The organism is Sulfitobacter sp. OXR-159, from assembly GCF_034377145.1.
Classification (GTDB): Bacteria; Pseudomonadota; Alphaproteobacteria; order Rhodobacterales; family Rhodobacteraceae; genus Sulfitobacter.
Genome location: NZ_CP139707.1, coordinates 505,001 through 523,690, shown reverse-complemented (window position 1 = coordinate 523,690; position 18,690 = coordinate 505,001). Strand labels below are relative to the sequence as shown.

Below are 18,690 nucleotides of genomic sequence, written 5' to 3'. Positions count from 1 at the left end.
GCGCGACGTTGAAATTACCAGCGGTAGTGGCTGAACGCTTTGTTCGCGTCGGCCATCTTGTGCGTATCTTCGCGCTTTTTAACAGCGGTACCACGGGACTGAACGGCGTCCAGCAGCTCGCCTGCAAGGCGCTCTTCCATGGTGTTTTCGTTACGCGCACGGGCGGCTTTGATCAACCAGCGGATCGCCAGCGCCTGACGACGCTCGGGGCGCACTTCGACTGGGACCTGATAGGTGGCACCACCAACGCGACGCGAACGAACTTCGACCGACGGTTGGATGTTTTCAAGCGCTTCGTGGAACACTTCGATCGGGGCGCGTTTGATCTTGTCTTCGACGCGGGTCATCGCGTTGTAGACGATACGCTCGGCGACAGATTTTTTGCCGTCGATCATCAGGTTGTTCATGAATTTTGTGAGAACCAGATCGCCGTATTTGGCGTCTGGCAGGACTTCGCGTTTTTCAGCGGCGTGGCGGCGTGACATGTCAGTGTCTTCCTCTTGGCGGGTGGTGGGGCGCTGCCCCACCGAACATCGGGTGGAAAGGCGGGGCCGTGCCCCACCTGTGCGAGATTACTTCGGACGCTTCGCGCCGTACTTCGAACGACGCTGCTTACGGTCTTTAACGCCCTGCGTATCAAGAACACCGCGCAGGATGTGGTAACGCACACCCGGAAGGTCTTTTACACGACCGCCGCGGATCAGAACCACGGAGTGTTCCTGAAGGTTGTGGCTCTCGCCCGGGATGTAAGAGATGACTTCGAAACCGTTTGTCAGGCGCACTTTGGCAACCTTACGCATGGCCGAGTTCGGCTTTTTGGGTGTCGTTGTGTAAACCCGTGTGCAGACGCCGCGCTTTTGCGGGCACTCCTGCAGGTGCATGGATTTCGAACGTTTGACTTTCGGCTGCCGCGGCTTGCGGATCAGCTGTTGGATCGTTGGCATTCCGGATATATCCCCGTATCGCTCAGATTTTGTACACGGGGGATCCCCCATGCGGCTAATTTCGGTTACTTCATGCGTCCACAAAGCAAAATGACCGCAACGTTCCCGTACCGAGGAAAACGACGCGGTGGGTTAACAGAGGATCGGGCCAGTAGTAGGCCGGATCGTGACCACTTCAGTTATGAGTTCGGGCTGGCAGAGCGGCCTCTGCCTCCGAGATAGCGGGCGTATAGAGCGTTGCGCGGGGGCTGTCAACAGCACCACCCGGCCCGGCACCGCCGAGAGCGTGCCATCGCGTGCTCTGGCTGCGCCATCCGCCCCCTGCCCTGCTAACCCCCCTTGCCAGCGGCCGCACCCTGTCGCCATATTCGTCGAAGTTTTCCTTGAGGGGCAATACCATGCAAGCCATCGGCCTGTGCCGTTTTTCTTACCCCGCCCTTGGTGGATTTCAGGTGGGGCACGACACCACCGAGGAACGTATCGCCTACCTCTATGACGACGCCCGGCTTGAGGAGCGCTTCCGCTTGTTTGAGGCCGTCGCCCTGCCCTGCCTCAAAGCACAGTCAGACCCGGATTTCTCAATGATCTTCGTGATCGGCGACCAGTTCCCGGACCACCACGCACGCCGCCTCGAATCGCTCCTCGCCGACCTGCCGCAAGCGGTGATCCACCGCGAGCCGCCCCGCCAGCACCGCGAGGTGATGAAAGAGGTGCTGAACGCCGCGCGGATCAACCCCAAAGAGCCCTGTCTCCAATTCCGCTATGACGATGACGATGCGGTCTCGGTCGATTTCATTGCCCGGCTGCGGCGTACGGTTGAGGACAGCGCGGGGCTTTTGGCGGGTCAACGCTCGGTCGCTTTCGACTGGCCCAAAGGGTATATCGCGGAGTTCGGGCAGGGCGGCATCCGCGCGGCGGAAGTGTTCCGCCCCCTCAATGTGGCAGCCTTGGCGATGTATGTGAAGGGCGGCAGCCCGGTCACGATTATGAACTTCGCCCATGAGAAACTGCCGCGTTTCATGCCCTGCGTCAGCCGGCCCGACGCGGCGATGTTCGTGCGCAGCCACAACGGATCGAACGATTCGCGCCAAGGGCTTGCGCGGCATGTGGAGGTCGCGCCGCTAGACGCCGAAGGCGAAGCGCTGTTTCGGGAACGTTTCGCCATCGACAACGATCAGGTGCGGCGGGTCTTCTCGGCCTGAACCTTCAGCTTCCGCTCGCGGTAGAGGGTAAAGACCCCTGTGGCCACGACGATCCCCGCCCCGGTCAGGGTCAAGGCTCCCGGCCATTCGCCAAAGACGGTCCAGCCCAGCAGCAGCGCCCAAAGCAGGCCGGTATAGCGAAACGGCGCGACAAAGCCGATGTCGCCGACCCGCATGACCTGGATTGAAAAGAAATAGCCGCCCAAAACAAAGACCCCGGAGCCGCCGATCAGCGCCGCCACCGACGGGGTCACCGGCGCCCATGGTCCGCTGAGCGATGCCAACCCCGCCGCCGTCATCACCGACAGCGCGGTCACCAAAGTGACGGTCATGGAAGGCACCGCAGGCGACAAGGCGCGGGTCGACAGGTCACGGACCGTCACGCAAAGCACCGCGATCAAGACGTAGATCGACCATATGTTGAACCCCTCCGCGCCCGGCTTCACGATCAGCAGGACACCGCAGAAACCGATCCCAATCGCCACCAAACGCCGCCAGCCCACCGCCTGCCGAAACACCAATGCCGCCGCCAGCGTGACCGAAAGCGGCACCACCTGAAGGATGGCGGTGACATTGGCCAAGGGCATGTTGAACAGCGCGGTGAGAAAGAAATAAGCCGCCGCAATCTCGGCCACCGAGCGCAGGCCAATCACCTGCCAATCCCGCGGCAGGAGACGGAAATCAATCCGACCAAGCTGGCGGCTGAGGGCCAAGATCAGGACCGAGGTCGTCACCCCCCGCAGGAACAAAAGCTGAAACAGCGGCAGCGCCCCGTCGGTCATTTTCAGCAGCGTGTCGTTAAACGTGAAACAGGCCATCGAGGCGATCATCAGCAGCGCGCCGATGGTATTGGGGGACATGAAAGCGCTCCGGGAATAAACCGCGCGGCTTATATCGATACCGCTCCCGAATGACTGGCAGCGGGCACCAGAGCTGTCAAGAACGGGGGGCTGTGCAGGTTCACCGCTTGGCGCCCCTCAAATGCGGCATGGCGACTACGTACGACGTCTGCCCCTGCCGCAGTTGCCCGGTCTTACTGGTTGGACGCCTCCGCCACGGGCTGTTGCTGACTGGCCAACAGATTCCGAACCGTACTGCGCAGCAACCCCGGCTCGACAGGCTTCTGCATCACCGTCGCGGCCAGATTGCGAAAGGCGTCATAAACCTCAAGATCGCGGGTGCGGCCGCTGAGGAAGATAATAGGCGTTCCGGCGATGGCGGGGTTTTCGCCAAAGCGGTGCGCCAATTCCAAACCACCCATATCGGGCATGGAGATATCACTGATGATCAAATCGGGCTTCAGGTCATTCACCACCGCCAGCGCATCGCGGGCGTTCAGGCAGGAGACAAAGGTCAGCGATCTGTCGTCGGAAAAGATCATCTTTACCAATTCCAGAATGATCGGATCATCGTCGATATGTAGAATGCGAGACGTCATCTGAAGAACCTTACGACGGTTAAGCTTTCGCAAACCTATTGCCACTATGTGGCGGATGTAAGGCTACGGCGGCAAATTCCCGGCCATCTCGCTGGCGATGCGCATTCAAGGCTGCGGCACCGCGCATAAAAAAGCCCCCGCAACTTTCACTGCGGGGGCTTCTGATTTTCAGGTCAAACCTGCGATCAATCGCGGCTCTCGTCGTCACCGACCGGCGTGTTGAACACATCACCACCGACGATGTCGTCATCCGCGGATGCCGCAGGTGCTGCCAGTGCGGCGGCAGCTTCGGCCTCTTCGCGGCGCGCTTCGATCACGACGTTGTCGCGGTCTGTCGCCACTTTGCGCATCTGCTGGGTCGCCCCACCAGTGCCCGCCGGGATCAGACGGCCCACGATGACGTTCTCTTTCAGACCGACCAGCTTGTCCCGCTTGCCCTGAACCGAAGCTTCGGTCAGCACGCGCGTTGTCTCTTGGAAGGACGCGGCGGAGATGAAGCTGCGGGTCTGCAGCGACGCCTTGGTGATGCCCAGCAGGATCGGTTCGCCCTTGGCAGGACGGCCACCCTTCGACAGGGCCTTTTCGTTGGCCTGATCGAATTCCTGCTTGTCGACGTGTTCACCCTTGAGCAGCGTGGTGTCGCCGCTTTCTTGGATTTCCCACTTCTGCAGCATCTGACGCACGATGACTTCGATGTGTTTGTCGTTAATCTTCACACCCTGCAGGCGGTAAACGTCCTGCACTTCGTCAATCATGTATTCGGCCAAGGCTTCGACGCCCATGATCGCCAGAATGTCGTGCGGCGCGGGGTTGCCGTCCATGATGTAGTCACCCTTCTGCACGAAGTCGCCTTCGGCAACGGGGATGTGTTTCCCCTTGGGCACCATGTATTCAACCTTCACGTCCGGATCATCCGAGCTTTCGATCGCGATGCGGCGCTTGTTCTTGTAGTCCTTGCCGAAGCGCACATAGCCGTCGATTTCCGCGATGATGGCGTGGTCTTTGGGGCGACGTGCCTCAAAGAGTTCGGCCACACGCGGCAGACCACCGGTAATGTCCTTGGTCTTGGCACCTTCACGCGGGATACGCGCGATGATGTCACCGGCCTGAACCTCGGTCTGGTCCTCAACGGACAGAACCGCATCTACCGACATTGGATAGGTCACCGGGTTGCCCGCATCGTTGCGGACGGGTTCGCCATCTTCACCCACCAAGATGATCTCGGGCTTAAGCTCGTTGCCCTTGGGGGCCGCGCGCCAGTCGATCACGATCTTCTGGGTCATGCCGGTTGCTTCGTCGGTGTCTTCTTTGACCGCGATGCCCGAAACAAGGTCGACGTATTTGGTCATACCCGGTTTTTCGGCGATGATCGGCAGGGTGTAGGGATCCCATTCGAACAGCTTGTCGCCGCGTGCAACGCTGTCGCCTTCCTTGACGTGAAGCTTGGTGCCGTAGCCGATCTTGTGGCTGGCGCGCTCATCGCCGTTCTCATCGACGATCGACAGTTTCATGTTCCGGCCCATGACGAGCATTTCACCGGCGCTGTTTTCAAGCGTCTGCGCATTGTCGAACACGATTTTGCCGGACTGGCTGGCCTCGAGGAAGGACTGCTGACCACCCTGAGCAACGCCGCCGATGTGGAAGGTCCGCATCGTCAGCTGAGTACCGGGTTCACCGATCGACTGGGCCGCGATGATGCCGACGGCCTCACCTTGGTTAACCAGCGTACCGCGTGCAAGGTCACGGCCATAGCACATGGCGCAGACACCCTCTTCGGCATCACAGGTCAGCGGGCTGCGGATCCGTGCGGACTGCACCCCGGCTTCGTCGATGGCATCCGACATGCGCTCGTCGATCAACGAACCTGCGGGCACCAGAACATCCTCGGTGCCGGGCACCAGAATGTCATCCGCCGCAACACGGCCCAGCAGACGCTCGGCCAGCGAGGAGACAACCTCACCATCGTTGACAGCCGCTTCGGCAGTGATCGCAGTTTCGGTCCCGCAGTCATGCTCACGCACGATGCAGTCCTGGGCTACGTCCACCAGACGGCGTGTCAGGTAACCGGAGTTCGCTGTTTTCAGAGCGGTATCCGACAGACCTTTCCGCGCACCGTGTGTCGAGTTGAAGTACTCAAGAACGGTCAGACCTTCTTTAAAGTTCGAGATGATCGGCGTTTCGATGATGTCGCCATTCGGCTTCGCCATCAGGCCGCGCATCCCGCCCAGCTGTTTCATCTGCGTGACCGAGCCACGAGCACCGGAGTGGGCCATCATGTAGACCGAGTTCGGCTCTTTTTCGGAACCATTCTCGTGGTACGTAGTGGCCGAGATGGAGCCCATCATCGCCTCGGTGACCTTGTCGTTACACTTCGACCATGCATCGACGACTTTGTTGTACTTTTCGCCCTGAGTGATCAGGCCGTCCATATACTGCTGTTCAAAGTCCTTCACCTGCTCGCGGGTCTCTTCAACCAGCGGCCATTTCGTGTCGGGGATCAGCATGTCGTCTTTGCCGAAGGAGATGCCCGCTTTGAAAGCTTCGCGGAAACCCATGGTCATGATCTGGTCACAGAAGATAACCGACTCTTTCTGACCGCAATAACGGTAGACGGTGTCGATGACCTGCTGCACTTCTTTCTTACGCAGCAGACGGTTGACGAGGTCAAACGGCGCTTTCGCGTTCAGTGGCAGAAGCGCCCCAAGACGGATACGACCGGGGGTCGTGTCAAAGCGCATCATCACTTCGTTGCCTTCGGCGTCGATCTGTTTGATCCGCGCTTTGATTTTCGAGTGCAGGTGAACCGCACCGGCGTCGAGGGCGTGCTGCACCTCGTCGACGGAGCCGAAGACCATGCCTTCGCCAACCATGCCTTTGCGCTCAAGGGTCGTGTAGTAGAGACCCAAGATCATATCCTGCGACGGCACGATGATCGGTGCGCCGTTTGCAGGCGACAGAACGTTGTTCGTGGACATCATCAGAACACGTGCTTCCAACTGGGCTTCCAGCGAGAGCGGCACGTGAACGGCCATCTGGTCACCGTCGAAGTCAGCGTTGAAGGCCGAGCAGACGAGCGGGTGAAGCTGGATCGCTTTACCCTCGATCAACACGGGCTCAAACGCCTGAATGCCGAGACGGTGAAGCGTCGGCGCGCGGTTGAGCATGACGGGGTGCTCACGGATCACCTCATCAAGAATGTCCCAAACTTCGGGACGCTCTTTCTCGACCAGCTTTTTCGCCTGCTTCACGGTGGAGGACAGACCTTTGGCCTCAAGCCGCGAGTAGATGAACGGCTTGAAAAGCTCCAAAGCCATCTTTTTGGGCAGACCACATTGGTGCAGCTTCAACTCAGGGCCGGTCACAATGACCGAACGGCCCGAGAAGTCGACGCGCTTACCCAAAAGGTTCTGACGGAAGCGACCCTGCTTACCTTTCAGCATGTCGGACAGCGACTTCAGCGGGCGCTTGTTGGCACCGGTGATGACGCGGCCACGACGGCCGTTGTCGAACAGAGCGTCGACGGATTCCTGCAACATCCGCTTTTCGTTGCGGACGATGATGTCAGGTGCGCGCAGCTCAATGAGACGCTTCAAACGGTTGTTCCGGTTGATCACGCGGCGGTACAGGTCGTTGAGGTCAGAGGTCGCGAAACGGCCACCGTCCAGCGGCACCAGCGGGCGCAGTTCTGGCGGGATCACCGGGATCACGGTCATGACCATCCACTCAGGACGGTTGCCCGACTCGAGGAAGGACTCAACCACTTTCAGACGCTTGATGATCTTCTTGGGCTTCAGCTCGCCTGTCGCCTCTTTCAGATCGGCGCGCAGGGTCTCGGCTTCGGCTTCCAGATCAATGGCGGCCAGCATCTCACGGATCGCTTCGGCACCGATGTTGGCGGTGAAAGCGTCCATGCCATAGGCGTCTTGGGCATCCATGTACTCTTCTTCGGTCATCATCTGACCGTATTGAAGATCGGTAAGGCCCGGCTCGATCACGACGTAGTTCTCAAAGTAGAGAACACGTTCCAGATCGCGCAGGGTCATGTCCAGCATCAGGCCGATGCGCGAGGGCAGCGACTTGAGGAACCAGATATGCGCCACGGGCGACGCCAGTTCGATGTGGCCCATACGCTCACGGCGGACCTTTTGCAGCGTCACTTCGACACCGCATTTCTCGCAGACAACGCCGCGATACTTCATCCGCTTATATTTGCCGCAAAGGCATTCGTAGTCTTTGATCGGGCCAAAGATACGCGCGCAGAACAGGCCGTCACGCTCGGGCTTAAACGTCCGGTAGTTGATGGTTTCCGGCTTTTTGATCTCACCGAAGGACCAGCTGAGGATCCGCTCGGGCGAGGCCAAAGAGACCTTGATTTCGTCAAACGCTTTTTGCGGCGTCAGCGGGTTGAACGGGTTGTTTGTCAGTTCCTGGTTCATTTTCAAATCCTTGAAAGGGGTGCGTTGGGAGGGACCGGACCCGTTTTCTTTCGAAGAAAACGGGCCGGGATTTTTAAAAAATCCCGTTTACCGCGTCACTCATCCTCCTCCGCATCCAGGAGTTCCATATTCAGGCCGAGGCCGCGCACTTCTTTAACGAGAACGTTAAAGCTCTCTGGAATGCCCGCTTCGAAGTTATCCTCGCCCTTGACGATGCTTTCATAGACCTTGGTCCGGCCCGCGACGTCGTCCGACTTGACGGTCAGCATTTCCTGCAATGTGTAAGCGGCGCCGTAAGCTTCGAGAGCCCAGACTTCCATCTCACCAAAGCGCTGGCCACCGAACTGTGCCTTACCACCCAGCGGCTGCTGTGTGACGAGGGAGTACGGCCCTGTCGAACGTGCGTGGATTTTGTCGTCCACCAGGTGGTGCAGCTTGAGCAGGTACTTGACGCCGACAGTCACGGGGCGGGCAAACTGCTCACCTGTACGACCATCGAACAGCACCGACTGACCGGAGGTGTCGAACCCGGCCCGCTTGAGGCTGTCGTTCACGTCCGCTTCCTTGGCACCGTCAAAGACCGGCGTGGCGATTGGCACGCCGCGGCGCACGTTGCCAGCCGCTTCGAGCAGCGTGTCTTCATCCATGCCGCTGATGCCTTCTTCGTAGACATCATCGCCATAAGCCAAGCTCAGCGCTTCGCGAACTGGGGTCAGATCACCCGAACGGCGGTACTCTTGCAGCGCCTCGTCGACATTCAGGCCCAGACCGCGTGCGGCCCAACCCATATGCGTCTCAAGAATCTGACCAACGTTCATCCGGCTAGGCACGCCCAAAGGGTTAAGACAGAAGTCGACCGGGGTACCATCGGCGAGGAACGGCATGTCCTCCATCGGCACCACTTTCGAGATCACACCCTTGTTCCCGTGACGACCGGCCATCTTGTCACCCGGCTGCAGCTTACGCTTCACCGCGACAAAGACTTTTACCATCTTCATCACACCCGGGGGCAGATCGTCACCACGGCGTACTTTCTCGACCTTGTCCTCGAAACGTGCATCCAAGGTCCGTTTCTGGATTTCATACTGCTCGTTCAGGGCTTCGACGATCTTCGCGTCATCCTCGTCCTCAAGAGCCAGCTGCCACCACTGACCACGGGTCAGTGTTTCCAGCAGTTCCTCGGTGATCTGGCTGTTCGCCTTCACACCTTTGGGGCCTTTGACGGCGATTTTGCCAAGGATCATATCCTTGAGACGCGCGTAGATGTTGCGGTCAAGGATCGCCAGCTCGTCGTCCCGGTCACGGGCCAGACGTTCGACTTCCTCACGCTCGATCTGCAGCGCACGCTCGTCTTTCTCAACGCCGTGACGGTTGAAGACACGCACTTCGACAACCGTGCCGAAATCGCCCGGCTTCACACGCAACGAAGTGTCGCGCACGTCAGAGGCTTTCTCACCGAAGATGGCACGCAGAAGCTTTTCTTCCGGCGTCATCGGGCTTTCGCCCTTCGGGGTGATCTTACCCACAAGGATGTCGCCCGGCTCTACGTCCGCACCGATGTACACGATACCGGCTTCGTCGAGGTTGCGCAGAGCTTCCTCGCCGACGTTGGGGATGTCGCGGGTGATCTCTTCCGGCCCAAGCTTCGTGTCACGCGCGGCGACTTCGAATTCCTCAATGTGGATCGAGGTGAAGACGTCGTCACGGGAAATCCGCTCGGAGATCAGGATGGAGTCTTCGTAGTTGTAGCCATTCCACGGCATGAAGGCGACGACGACGTTCTTACCGAGCGCCAGTTCCCCCATGTCGGTGGACGGACCATCCGCGATGACCTGCCCCTTGGTGACCTTCTCGCCCACCTTCACCAGCGGACGCTGGTTGATGCAGGTGTTCTGGTTCGAGCGCTGGAACTTGCGCATGCGGTAGATGTCCACACCCGCGTCGCCCAGCTCAAGGTCTTCGGTGGCCCGGATCACGATACGCGACGCATCGACTTGGTCGATGATACCCGCGCGGCGGGCCGTGTAGGCGGCGCCAGAGTCGCGTGCCACCACTTCTTCGATGCCGGTGCCGACAAGCGGCGCCTCGGCTTGCAGAAGCGGTACGGCCTGACGTTGCATGTTCGAGCCCATGAGAGCGCGGTTGGCGTCGTCGTTTTCGAGGAACGGGATCAACGAAGCAGCGACCGAGACCAACTGTTTGGGCGAAACGTCGATCAGGTCCACGTTTTCCGTCGGGGCCAACGTGTAGTCACCGGACTGACGGGTCGAGACCAGTTCGTTGACGAACTTCATGTTCTCGTCGAGGTTGGCGTTCGCCTGAGCCACGGTGTGGCGCATTTCCTCGGTCGCGGACATGTAGTGCACTTCGTCGGTGACGGTGCTGTCTTTGACAACGCGGTAAGGCGTTTCGATGAAGCCGTATTTGTTCACGCGGGCAAAAGTGGCCAGCGAGTTGATCAGACCAATGTTCGGCCCTTCCGGCGTTTCAATCGGGCACATCCGACCATAGTGGGTCGGGTGAACGTCGCGGACTTCAAAGCCCGCACGCTCACGTGTCAAACCGCCAGGCCCAAGCGCCGAGAGGCGACGCTTGTGCGTCACTTCGGACAGCGGGTTGGTTTGGTCCATAAACTGCGACAGCTGCGATGAGCCGAAGAATTCACGCACCGCAGCCGCGGCTGGCTTAGCGTTGATCAGGTCTTGCGGCATCACCGTGTCGATCTCGACGGAGGACATCCGCTCTTTGATCGCACGCTCCATGCGCAGCAGGCCAACGCGGTACTGGTTTTCCATCAATTCGCCGACGGAACGCACACGACGGTTGCCGAGGTGGTCAATGTCGTCGATGTCGCCACGGCCATCGCGGAGGTCAACCAGCGCTTTGATACAAGCGACGATGTCGTCACGGTCCAGCGTGCGCTGTGTGTCGGGCTTGTCGAGTGCCAGACGCATGTTCATTTTCACGCGGCCAACGGCCGAGAGGTCATAGCGTTCGCTATCAAAGAACAACGTGTCGAAGAGCGCAGACGCGGCCTCGACGGTGGGCGGTTCGCCCGGACGCATGACGCGGTAGATGTCCATGAGCGCGGTGTCGCGGTTCATGTTCTTGTCCATCGCCATGGTGTTGCGCATGTAGGGGCCGACATTGACGTTGTCGATATCCAGCAACGGAATCTCGGTGATGCCCGCGTCGATCAGCTCTTTCGCGGTGCCGCCGATCAGGGTGCCGTCTTTGTCGTATTCCAGCGTCAACTCGTCACCGGCTTCGACGTAGATCGCGCCGGTTTCCTCGTTGATGATGTCACGCGCGACGAACTTGCCAACGATGTGATCGAAAGGCAGCAGGAGGTCTTTGACCTTGCCTTCGTCGAGCAGTTTTTTGACGGCGCGAGGCGTGACCTTTTTGGTCGCTTCGAACAGGATTTCACCTGTCGCTGCATCCACCAGATCATAGGTCGGACGGGTGCCGCGCACGCGGTCGGGGAAGAAGGGTGCAACCCAGCCCTTGTTCTTCTCCAGCGTGTAGGTGACCGTGTTATAATAGGCGTTCATGATCGCCTCTTGGTCCAGCCCGAGGGCATAGAGCAAGGTCGTCACAGGCAGTTTGCGGCGGCGGTCGATCCGGGCAAAGACGATGTCTTTGGCGTCGAATTCGAAGTCCAGCCAGGAACCGCGGTAGGGGATGATGCGGCAAGCGAAGAGGAGCTTGCCCGACGAGTGGGTTTTGCCCTTGTCGTGGTCAAAGAACACGCCCGGGGAGCGGTGCATCTGGGATACGATCACACGCTCGGTGCCGTTCACGACGAAAGTGCCGTTCGGCGTCATCAGGGGCATGTCGCCCATGAACACGTCTTGTTCTTTGATGTCTTTGACCGACTTGGCGCCGGTGTCTTCGTCCACATCAAACACGATGAGGCGCAGCGTCACCTTGAGTGGCGCGCTGTAGGTCATGTCACGCTGCTGACATTCCTCAACATCGTATTTCGGCTTTTCGAGCTCGTACTTAACGTATTCAAGCACGGAAGTCTCATTGAAATCTTTGATCGGGAAAACCGACTGGAAAACGCCTGTGATACCTTCACCAGCGGTGGGGGTCTCGGCGTCGCCGGAATTCAAGAACAGATCGTAAGAGGATTTCTGAACCTCGATGAGGTTCGGCATCTCCAGCACTTCGCGGATTTTGCCGTAATATTTACGCAGACGTTTCTGGCCAAGGAAGGATTGTGCCATGTGTCGTGTCACCTTTCGTGTCTCTTGCCGAGCGCATCAACCACCGGGGCCGTGGTGCGCGCCCATAAGAGCGGAAAATCCGGGTCAATTCTTGGAATGCGTCCCACTGCATCCCTTCCGACCATGGACCTCTCCAGAGAAATGCTCTGAGCTAGAACATTCGTCAAAACAGGTCAGGCTGGACAGGAAAACTCCCGTCCAGCCCTTGTTCATGCGTGGTGCACGTTGCCGCGCACCTCTGGCTTAGGCCAGCTCGACTTCGGCGCCAGCTGCTTCCAGCTTGCCTTTGATGTCTTCGGCTTCGGCTTTGTCGACGCCTTCTTTGATCTTGCCACCGGCTTCGACCAGGTCTTTGGCTTCTTTCAGGCCGAGACCTGTGATGCCGCGGACTTCCTTGATCACGTTGATCTTGGATGCGCCGGCGTTCTTCAGAACGACGTCAAATTCTGTCTTTTCTTCTTCGGCAGCGCCGCCATCAGCAGGACCAGCCATCATCACTGCGCCGCCAGCGGCGGGCTCGATGCCGTACTCGTCTTTGAGGATGGTTTTCAGTTCTTGTGCTTCAAGCAGAGTCAGACCAACGATGTCTTCTGCCAGTTTTTTCAGATCAGCCATGTTTAGCTCTTTCCGTTACGATATGTGTGTTCCAACGCGCGTGTTCAACCCGAGCGCCGGCTTGACGATATGCCTTACGCAGCCGCCTTGTCCTCGATCGTGGACAAGATGGATGCGATGTTGCTTGCAGGTGCGCCAATGGCCCCGGCGATGTTCGAAGCAGGTGCGCCGAGCATGCCCGCGATGGTGGAGATAAGCTCCTCCCGCGAAGGCATTTTCGACACGGCTTCGACACCAGCGGCGTCCAACGCGTTCTCACCCATGGAACCACCGAGGATCACCAGCTTCGGGTTTTCCTTGGAGAATTCCTGAGCAACCTTGGCCGCAGCCACAGGATCCTCAGAATAGGTCAGAACGGTCATACCCGTCAGAAGGTCAGCGATGCTTTCGCATGGCTTGCCCTCAAGGGCGATCTTGGCGAGCCTGTTTTTGGCAACACGCACGGCCCCACCGGCAGCGCGTGCGCGCGCCCGAAGGTCCTGCATTTCGGCAACTGTCAAACCGACGTAGTGGCTAACCACAACGACGCCAGAGCTTTCAAAGATCTGGCCGAGTTCGTCGACCAGCTGTTCTTTTTGTGCTCTATCCACAGTTTCACTCCAAATTTGGGGGTTGCCCCCCGGCTCAGTTCAGGATGCGGTCTTCTGCATCCCATTCGGGTCCAATGTCAGGGTCCCGGCCAAAACCGCCCGAGGGCAGAATTTTTCCGGTTTCCCATCTCAGGAAGGAATTATTCAGGCCATGGCCCAAACCCTCCGTCTCGGACAGACGCGCGGACCGATCTTTTGGTCCTTGCGTATCTGACGGCCGAAGCCGCCAAATCTCGGGTCGTAAGGTGGGAGGCTGGCCCCCACCCCACTGGATCACTCGGCGGTTGCGTTCTCGACAGCGACCGACACGCCTGGGCCCATTGTGGAGCTCAGGTTGATCTTTTTCATATATGTGCCTTTGGCACCGGCCGGCTTGGCTTTGGACACCGCGCCAACAAAGGCACGGATGTTTTCGGCCAGCTTGGCTTCGTCGAAGGACAGTTTGCCAACGCCTGCGTGGACGACACCGCCCTTTTCGGCCTTGAACTGAACTTCACCGCCCTTGGCCGCTTTCACGGCGTCGGCGACATCCATGGTCACGGTGCCAACCTTGGGGTTCGGCATCAGGTTACGGGGGCCAAGCACTTTACCCAGACGGCCAACGATCGGCATCATGTCGGGTGTCGCGATGCAACGATCAAAGTCGATCTTGCCGGACTGCACGGATTCCATCAGGTCTTCTGCGCCAACGATATCTGCGCCAGCCTTTTCGGCTTCTTCAGCTTTCGCGCCACGGGCGAAGACAGCAACGCGCATGGTTTTGCCGGTGCCGTTGGGCAGGCCGACAACACCGCGGACCATCTGGTCAGCGTGGCGTGGGTCAACACCGAGGTTCATCGCGATCTCGATGGTTTCGTCGAACTTTGCGTTGGCGTTTGCTTTGATGAGGCTTACCGCTTCTTCAACGGACAGGTCCTCTTTGCCAGCAAAGGCTTCACGGGCGGCGCGGGTGCGTTTACCAAGTTTTGCCATCTTACTTCACCTCGATGCCCATGGACCGGGCAGAGCCCAGGATGATCTTCATCGCCGCTTCCACGTCGTTCGCGGACAGGTCGGCAGCTTTTGCTTCTGCGATCTCGCGCAGTTGCTTGGTGGTCACGGTACCAACGGTTTCACGGCTCGGCGTTTTCGCGCCAGAGTTCACCTTGGCAGCTTTTTTCAGGTAGTAGGACGCCGGGGGCGTCTTGATGTCCATGGTGAAGGACTTGTCCTGATAGTAGCTGATCACGGTGGGGCACGGTGCGCCCGGCTCCATGTCTGCGGTCTTGGCATTGAACGCCTTACAGAATTCCATGATGTTGATGCCGCGCTGACCGAGGGCTGGACCCACGGGCGGGGACGGGTTTGCTTGACCCGCTTTAACTTGCAACTTCATCGTACCGACGAGTTTCTTGGCCATCTGACCATTCTCCTTTCAACACCCTTGGGGCGCGCCCCGCGGGATCTTCGTTGCGTGGTCCGGGTTGGGCGCCGCGGCGCACTTGCCTCCCACAATGACCGACACCGTTGAGGCGCCGGGATGGCGGACCTGAGCCCGCCTTACACTCAGATCTGCTTGTTGACCTGCGTGAATTCCAATTCGACCGGGGTTTCCCGGCCAAAGATCGAGACCGACACCTTGAGGCGCTGGTTATCTTCGTCGACCTCTTCGATCATGCCGTCGAAGTCCTCGAATGGACCGTCGGCAACCTTGACCTTCTCGCCGATCTCGAAGTGGATCAGCGTGCGTGGGGCTTCTTCGCCTTCCTGCACGCGACCCAAGATCGCCTGAACCTCGGCATCGCGCATCGGCATCGGGCGGCCTTGCGGGCCCAAGAAACCGGTGACGCGGTTGATCGAGTTGATCAAGTGATAGCCCGCGTCGGACATTTCCATATGCACCAGCACATAGCCGGGCATGAAGCGACGCTCGGTTGTCACCTTCTTGCCGCGCCGGACCTCGATCACCTCTTCGGTGGGCACCAGCACTTCGTCAATCTGGTCTTCAAGTTCCTGCTCGGCCACGGATGCGCGGATCTGCTCGGCAATCTTCTTTTCGAAGTTCGACAGGACACTGACCGAATACCACCGTTTTGCCATCTGAACTCTGGTCCCTGTCTTGCCATGCGGGCTGCCCCGGCATGTAAATTCGTCAATCACACGGAGCCTCGGCCCCGCAACATCTGAACAAAAAATCGGCGCGCAACTCGAATCGCCGCACGCCCCTTTTCAGGTCAGGTCTGCGCAATAGCCCGCGCAGACGCAGGTTTCAAGGGTGTAAAGATAAATTCACCCGAGCGGGCGATGCTTAGCCGAACATCCCAAGGATCTGCTGCAGACCGCCGCGGATCAGGATGTCTACGATCGCAAAGAAAACCGCCGTCAGCGCGGCGAGGATAAAGACCATCACAGTGGTCAGCATCACTTCGCGCTTGGTCGGCCAAACAACCTTGGCAACTTCGGTACGAACCTGCTGGATGAACTGAAGCGGATTGGTGGTGGCCATGACATCTTTCCTTGTTGCCCGATTGGGCGGATGTAACGGGTCCGCCCCCTAGTTTCAAGACACCATCGCGTGCAGCCTAGGCTTCGGAGTTGCGCAGACTATCAAATCGGCGATCGAGGGCTTCGTCATGGCGGGTCTCAGCCGCTGCCATCTCGCCAAAGTCCGGCAGATAAAGCCCGTCGACCATCCCTTCGGGAAAGCGATCAAGCACCGCATCCCATTTCATCGCGAATGCATCCAGACGTGCATGAAGCGCCGCCGCCCGCTCCGGCCGCCGCGCGGCATACCAGCGCCCAAGCGCCAGTGCGCGCCCCCAAAACCCGTCATAACCAAGGGCGAGAAAGACCCCCAGCGAGACGAACACCGCGATGAAAACCACGCCCAGTACTAACCAAGGCCGCATAATTACTGCGAGCGCAAGCAGGCTCAGCATAACCGCCCGAGGCGACGGTCGTTTCTTGGGCATCTTGAGCGGCAAACGTCTTGCGGATTTGCCTTTGGCAACCTCCGGCTCCGGCAGCTCGGGAAAGGCATTGCGTCCGGACCGCCGATGTTTAGCGGGAGGCTCCGGTGTGTCCATCCCGGTGCCCGCATGCCCCTCCGCCATCACGTTTCGGATCGCAGAAAGCGCGGTGGGGTCCAATTCAGATGCTGACGAAGGGGCAACCTTATCTGTGGGGGTCATCTTATCGATCTCTTTAGACAGTTGCGAAAGAGTTACCGATCTATTGCGCCCCCTGCAGGGCGGAAAATGGACAGTTCTTGGGCATAGTGGTTTTGCGCCCCCCCCCCAAACCCAAAACCGCCGCAGCTTTATAGCTGCGGCGGTTTTGTTATTTTTCTCATCGTTGAGAGATACTTTTTTTATCAGGAACTTATTAGGTTTGGCGATGACCTACTCTCCCACGTCTTAAGACGCAGTACCATCGGCGCTACGGCACTTAACGGCTGGGTTCGGGATGGGACCAGGTGTTTTGCTCGCGCTATGATCACCAAACCAAATAAATTCCTGAAAAAGCGCTCTGCGCAGCAGAGCGACGGGGTCACCACTGCAGCGCTGAGCGTTGTTTGTCCAAGTCATGTACCACTGATTGTATGTGTATGCTTTTGATTGATAAGTTGAAGTCTTGCTTCTACTGGATCAAATCAAGCCTATCGAGCAATTAGTACCAGTCAACTGAACGTGTTACCACGCTTACATCTCTGGCCTATCGACGAGGTGGTCTACCTCGGCTCTCAGGGATACCTTGTTTTGAGGGGGGCTTCCCGCTTAGATGCCTTCAGCGGTTATCCTGTCCGATCATAGCTACCCAGCACTGCTATTGGCATAACAACTGGTCCACCAGTGGATCGTTCACCCCGGTCCTCTCGTACTAGGGGCAACTCCTCTCAAGTATCCTACACCCACGGAAGATAGGGACCGAACTGTCTCACGACGTTCTAAACCCAGCTCACGTACCTCTTTAAACGGCGAACAGCCGTACCCTTGGGACCTGCTCCAGCCCCAGGATGAGATGAGCCGACATCGAGGTGCCAAACACTGCCGTCGATATGGACTCTTGGGCAGTATCAGCCTGTTATCCCCGGCGTACCTTTTATCCGTTGAGCGATGGCCCTCCCACTTGGGACCACCGGATCACTATGGCCGTCTTTCGACTCTGCTCGACTTGTCAGTCTCGCAGTCAGGCTGGCTTCTGCCATTGCACTCAACGAGCGATTTCCGACCGCTCTGAGCCAACCTTCGCGCGCCTCCGTTACGATTTAGGAGGCGACCGCCCCAGTCAAACTACCCGCCACACAGGGTCCCGGAACCGGATAACGGTCCGCGGTTAGACATCAAGCAGAACAAGGGTGGTATCTCAAGGGAGGCTCCACCGAGACTGGCGTCTCGGTTTCAAAGCCCACCACCTATCCTGCACATGTTCGGCCTAATGCCAGTGTGAAGCTGTAGTAAAGGTGCACGGGGTCTTTCCGTCTAACCGCGGGTAACCGGCATCTTGACCGGTAATTCAATTTCGCTGAGTCTATGTTGGAGACAGCGGGGAAGTCGTTACGCCATTCGTGCAGGTCGGAACTTACCCGACAAGGAATTTCGCTACCTTAGGACCGTTATAGTTACGGCCGCCGTTTACCTGGGCTTCAATTCAGAGCTCTCACCCCTCCTTTTAACCTTCAGGCACCGGGCAGGCGTCAGACCCTATACGTCGTCTTGCGACTTCGCAGAGCCCTGTGTTTTTAATAAACAGTCGCCACCCCCTGGTTTGTGCCCCCAGCCCCTAGTTGCCTAGGAACCGGGCCTCCTTCTCGCGAACTTACGGAGGTATTTTGCCGAGTTCCTTCAACATAGTTCTCTCAAGCGCCTTGGTATTCTCTACCTGTCCACCTGTGTCGGTTTAGGGTACGATCTAGCGATGGAGCTATTTCCAGGGACCTCTAAGCAGCCCATTCAATCCGATAAGGATGAACTACCCTCGAGATCCGTCACTTCCATCTGGCCCAGGAATATTAACCTGGTTCCCATCGACTACGCCTTTCGGCCTCGCCTTAGGGGTCGGCTTACCCTGCTCAGATTAGCTTTAAGCAGGAACCCTTGGACTTTCGGCGAGAGTGTCTCTCACACTCTTTGTCGCTACTCATGTCATCATTCTCACTAGTGATCTCTCCACCGGATCGCTCACGCGCCAGCTTCACAGAAAGCTCCTTGTGTCCAATCCGTCCCGAGGGACGATAAGGACACATGGAACTATG

Annotated in this window: 14 protein-coding genes and 2 rRNA genes (1 of these 16 running past the window's edge); 1 reads left to right on the top strand and 15 read right to left on the bottom strand. The window is 58.6% G+C overall.

The annotated features are described in order from the left end of the window. Positions 1–14 precede the first annotated feature (14 nt). Entirely contained in the window at positions 15–485 is a 471-nt protein-coding gene (gene rpsG, locus T8A63_RS02510; RefSeq protein WP_067267956.1) for a 30S ribosomal protein S7, read from the bottom strand. Between the two features lie 87 nt (positions 486–572). Beyond that, the gene (rpsL, locus tag T8A63_RS02505; RefSeq protein ID WP_007118826.1) at positions 573–944 is read right to left on the bottom strand and encodes a 30S ribosomal protein S12; all 372 of its coding nucleotides are present in this window, start codon (positions 942–944) and stop codon (positions 573–575) included. 398 nt (positions 945–1,342) lie between these two features. Between rpsL and T8A63_RS02500 the strand changes: the two genes are divergently transcribed. Next, positions 1,343–2,146 carry a putative rhamnosyl transferase gene (locus tag T8A63_RS02500; RefSeq protein WP_322344904.1) on the top strand — a complete coding sequence of 268 codons (804 nt, stop codon included), beginning with the start codon at positions 1,343–1,345 and terminating at the stop codon, positions 2,144–2,146. On the opposite strand, the gene T8A63_RS02495 is transcribed toward T8A63_RS02500, so the two are convergent. The 13 genes from T8A63_RS02495 to T8A63_RS02435 all read right to left on the bottom strand — a co-directional run. Beyond that, a complete protein-coding gene (locus T8A63_RS02495; RefSeq protein ID WP_067622148.1) occupies positions 2,119–3,006 on the bottom strand; it encodes a DMT family transporter in 888 nt (295 codons plus the stop codon). The two genes, T8A63_RS02500 and T8A63_RS02495, sit on opposite strands and share 28 nt — an antisense overlap. 173 nt (positions 3,007–3,179) lie before the next feature. After that, positions 3,180–3,584: a response regulator gene (locus T8A63_RS02490; RefSeq protein ID WP_300057264.1), complete on the bottom strand. Its 405-nt coding sequence runs from the start codon at positions 3,582–3,584 to the stop codon at positions 3,180–3,182. Between the two features lie 185 nt (positions 3,585–3,769). Next, positions 3,770–8,020 carry a DNA-directed RNA polymerase subunit beta' gene (gene rpoC / locus T8A63_RS02485; RefSeq protein ID WP_322344903.1) on the bottom strand — a complete coding sequence of 1,417 codons (4,251 nt, stop codon included), beginning with the start codon at positions 8,018–8,020 and terminating at the stop codon, positions 3,770–3,772. Between the two features lie 95 nt (positions 8,021–8,115). Beyond that, complete coding sequence (rpoB, locus tag T8A63_RS02480) at positions 8,116–12,252, bottom strand: DNA-directed RNA polymerase subunit beta (protein WP_322344902.1); 4,137 nt, start codon at positions 12,250–12,252, stop codon at positions 8,116–8,118. A 243-nt stretch (positions 12,253–12,495) separates the two neighbouring features. Continuing rightward, a complete protein-coding gene (gene rplL, locus T8A63_RS02475; RefSeq protein WP_067622135.1) occupies positions 12,496–12,867 on the bottom strand; it encodes a 50S ribosomal protein L7/L12 in 372 nt (123 codons plus the stop codon). Between the two features lie 74 nt (positions 12,868–12,941). After that, the gene (rplJ, locus tag T8A63_RS02470) at positions 12,942–13,457 is read right to left on the bottom strand and encodes a 50S ribosomal protein L10 (protein ID WP_007118819.1); all 516 of its coding nucleotides are present in this window, start codon (positions 13,455–13,457) and stop codon (positions 12,942–12,944) included. A gap of 273 nt (positions 13,458–13,730) precedes the next feature. Next, positions 13,731–14,429 carry a 50S ribosomal protein L1 gene (gene rplA / locus T8A63_RS02465; RefSeq protein ID WP_322344901.1) on the bottom strand — a complete coding sequence of 233 codons (699 nt, stop codon included), beginning with the start codon at positions 14,427–14,429 and terminating at the stop codon, positions 13,731–13,733. Position 14,430: 1 nt separating this feature from the next. Beyond that, positions 14,431–14,856, bottom strand: coding sequence for a 50S ribosomal protein L11 (rplK, locus tag T8A63_RS02460; protein WP_067622128.1), 426 nt, complete (start codon positions 14,854–14,856; stop codon positions 14,431–14,433). 146 nt (positions 14,857–15,002) lie between these two features. Next, complete coding sequence (nusG, locus tag T8A63_RS02455) at positions 15,003–15,536, bottom strand: transcription termination/antitermination protein NusG (protein WP_007118816.1); 534 nt, start codon at positions 15,534–15,536, stop codon at positions 15,003–15,005. Positions 15,537–15,744: 208 nt separating this feature from the next. Continuing rightward, a complete protein-coding gene (gene secE / locus T8A63_RS02450) occupies positions 15,745–15,942 on the bottom strand; it encodes a preprotein translocase subunit SecE (RefSeq protein WP_007118815.1) in 198 nt (65 codons plus the stop codon). Positions 15,943–16,018: 76 nt separating this feature from the next. Then, the gene (locus T8A63_RS02445; RefSeq protein WP_322344900.1) at positions 16,019–16,627 is read right to left on the bottom strand and encodes a hypothetical protein; all 609 of its coding nucleotides are present in this window, start codon (positions 16,625–16,627) and stop codon (positions 16,019–16,021) included. A gap of 197 nt (positions 16,628–16,824) precedes the next feature. Next, positions 16,825–16,939, bottom strand: a 5S ribosomal RNA gene (rrf, locus tag T8A63_RS02440). A gap of 145 nt (positions 16,940–17,084) precedes the next feature. Beyond that, positions 17,085–18,690 (bottom strand): 23S ribosomal RNA (locus tag T8A63_RS02435) (it continues 1,298 nt past the right edge of the window).

What these genes read in the sequence shown, in the direction of transcription:
- rplK (WP_067622128.1), bottom strand. Translation starts at nt 14,856, where the DNA reads ATGGCCAAGAAACTCGTCGGTACGATGAAGTTGCAAGTTAAAGCGGGT.
- nusG (WP_007118816.1), bottom strand. Translation starts at nt 15,536, where the DNA reads ATGGCAAAACGGTGGTATTCGGTCAGTGTCCTGTCGAACTTCGAAAAG.
- T8A63_RS02495 (WP_067622148.1), bottom strand. Translation starts at nt 3,006, where the DNA reads ATGTCCCCCAATACCATCGGCGCGCTGCTGATGATCGCCTCGATGGCC.
- T8A63_RS02445 (WP_322344900.1), bottom strand. Translation starts at nt 16,627, where the DNA reads ATGACCCCCACAGATAAGGTTGCCCCTTCGTCAGCATCTGAATTGGAC.
- rpoC (WP_322344903.1), bottom strand. Translation starts at nt 8,020, where the DNA reads ATGAACCAGGAACTGACAAACAACCCGTTCAACCCGCTGACGCCGCAA.
- rplA (WP_322344901.1), bottom strand. Translation starts at nt 14,429, where the DNA reads ATGGCAAAACTTGGTAAACGCACCCGCGCCGCCCGTGAAGCCTTTGCT.
- T8A63_RS02500 (WP_322344904.1), top strand. Translation starts at nt 1,343, where the DNA reads ATGCAAGCCATCGGCCTGTGCCGTTTTTCTTACCCCGCCCTTGGTGGA.
- rpsG (WP_067267956.1), bottom strand. Translation starts at nt 485, where the DNA reads ATGTCACGCCGCCACGCCGCTGAAAAACGCGAAGTCCTGCCAGACGCC.
- rpsL (WP_007118826.1), bottom strand. Translation starts at nt 944, where the DNA reads ATGCCAACGATCCAACAGCTGATCCGCAAGCCGCGGCAGCCGAAAGTC.
- secE (WP_007118815.1), bottom strand. Translation starts at nt 15,942, where the DNA reads ATGGCCACCACCAATCCGCTTCAGTTCATCCAGCAGGTTCGTACCGAA.
- T8A63_RS02490 (WP_300057264.1), bottom strand. Translation starts at nt 3,584, where the DNA reads ATGACGTCTCGCATTCTACATATCGACGATGATCCGATCATTCTGGAA.
- rpoB (WP_322344902.1), bottom strand. Translation starts at nt 12,252, where the DNA reads ATGGCACAATCCTTCCTTGGCCAGAAACGTCTGCGTAAATATTACGGC.
- rplL (WP_067622135.1), bottom strand. Translation starts at nt 12,867, where the DNA reads ATGGCTGATCTGAAAAAACTGGCAGAAGACATCGTTGGTCTGACTCTG.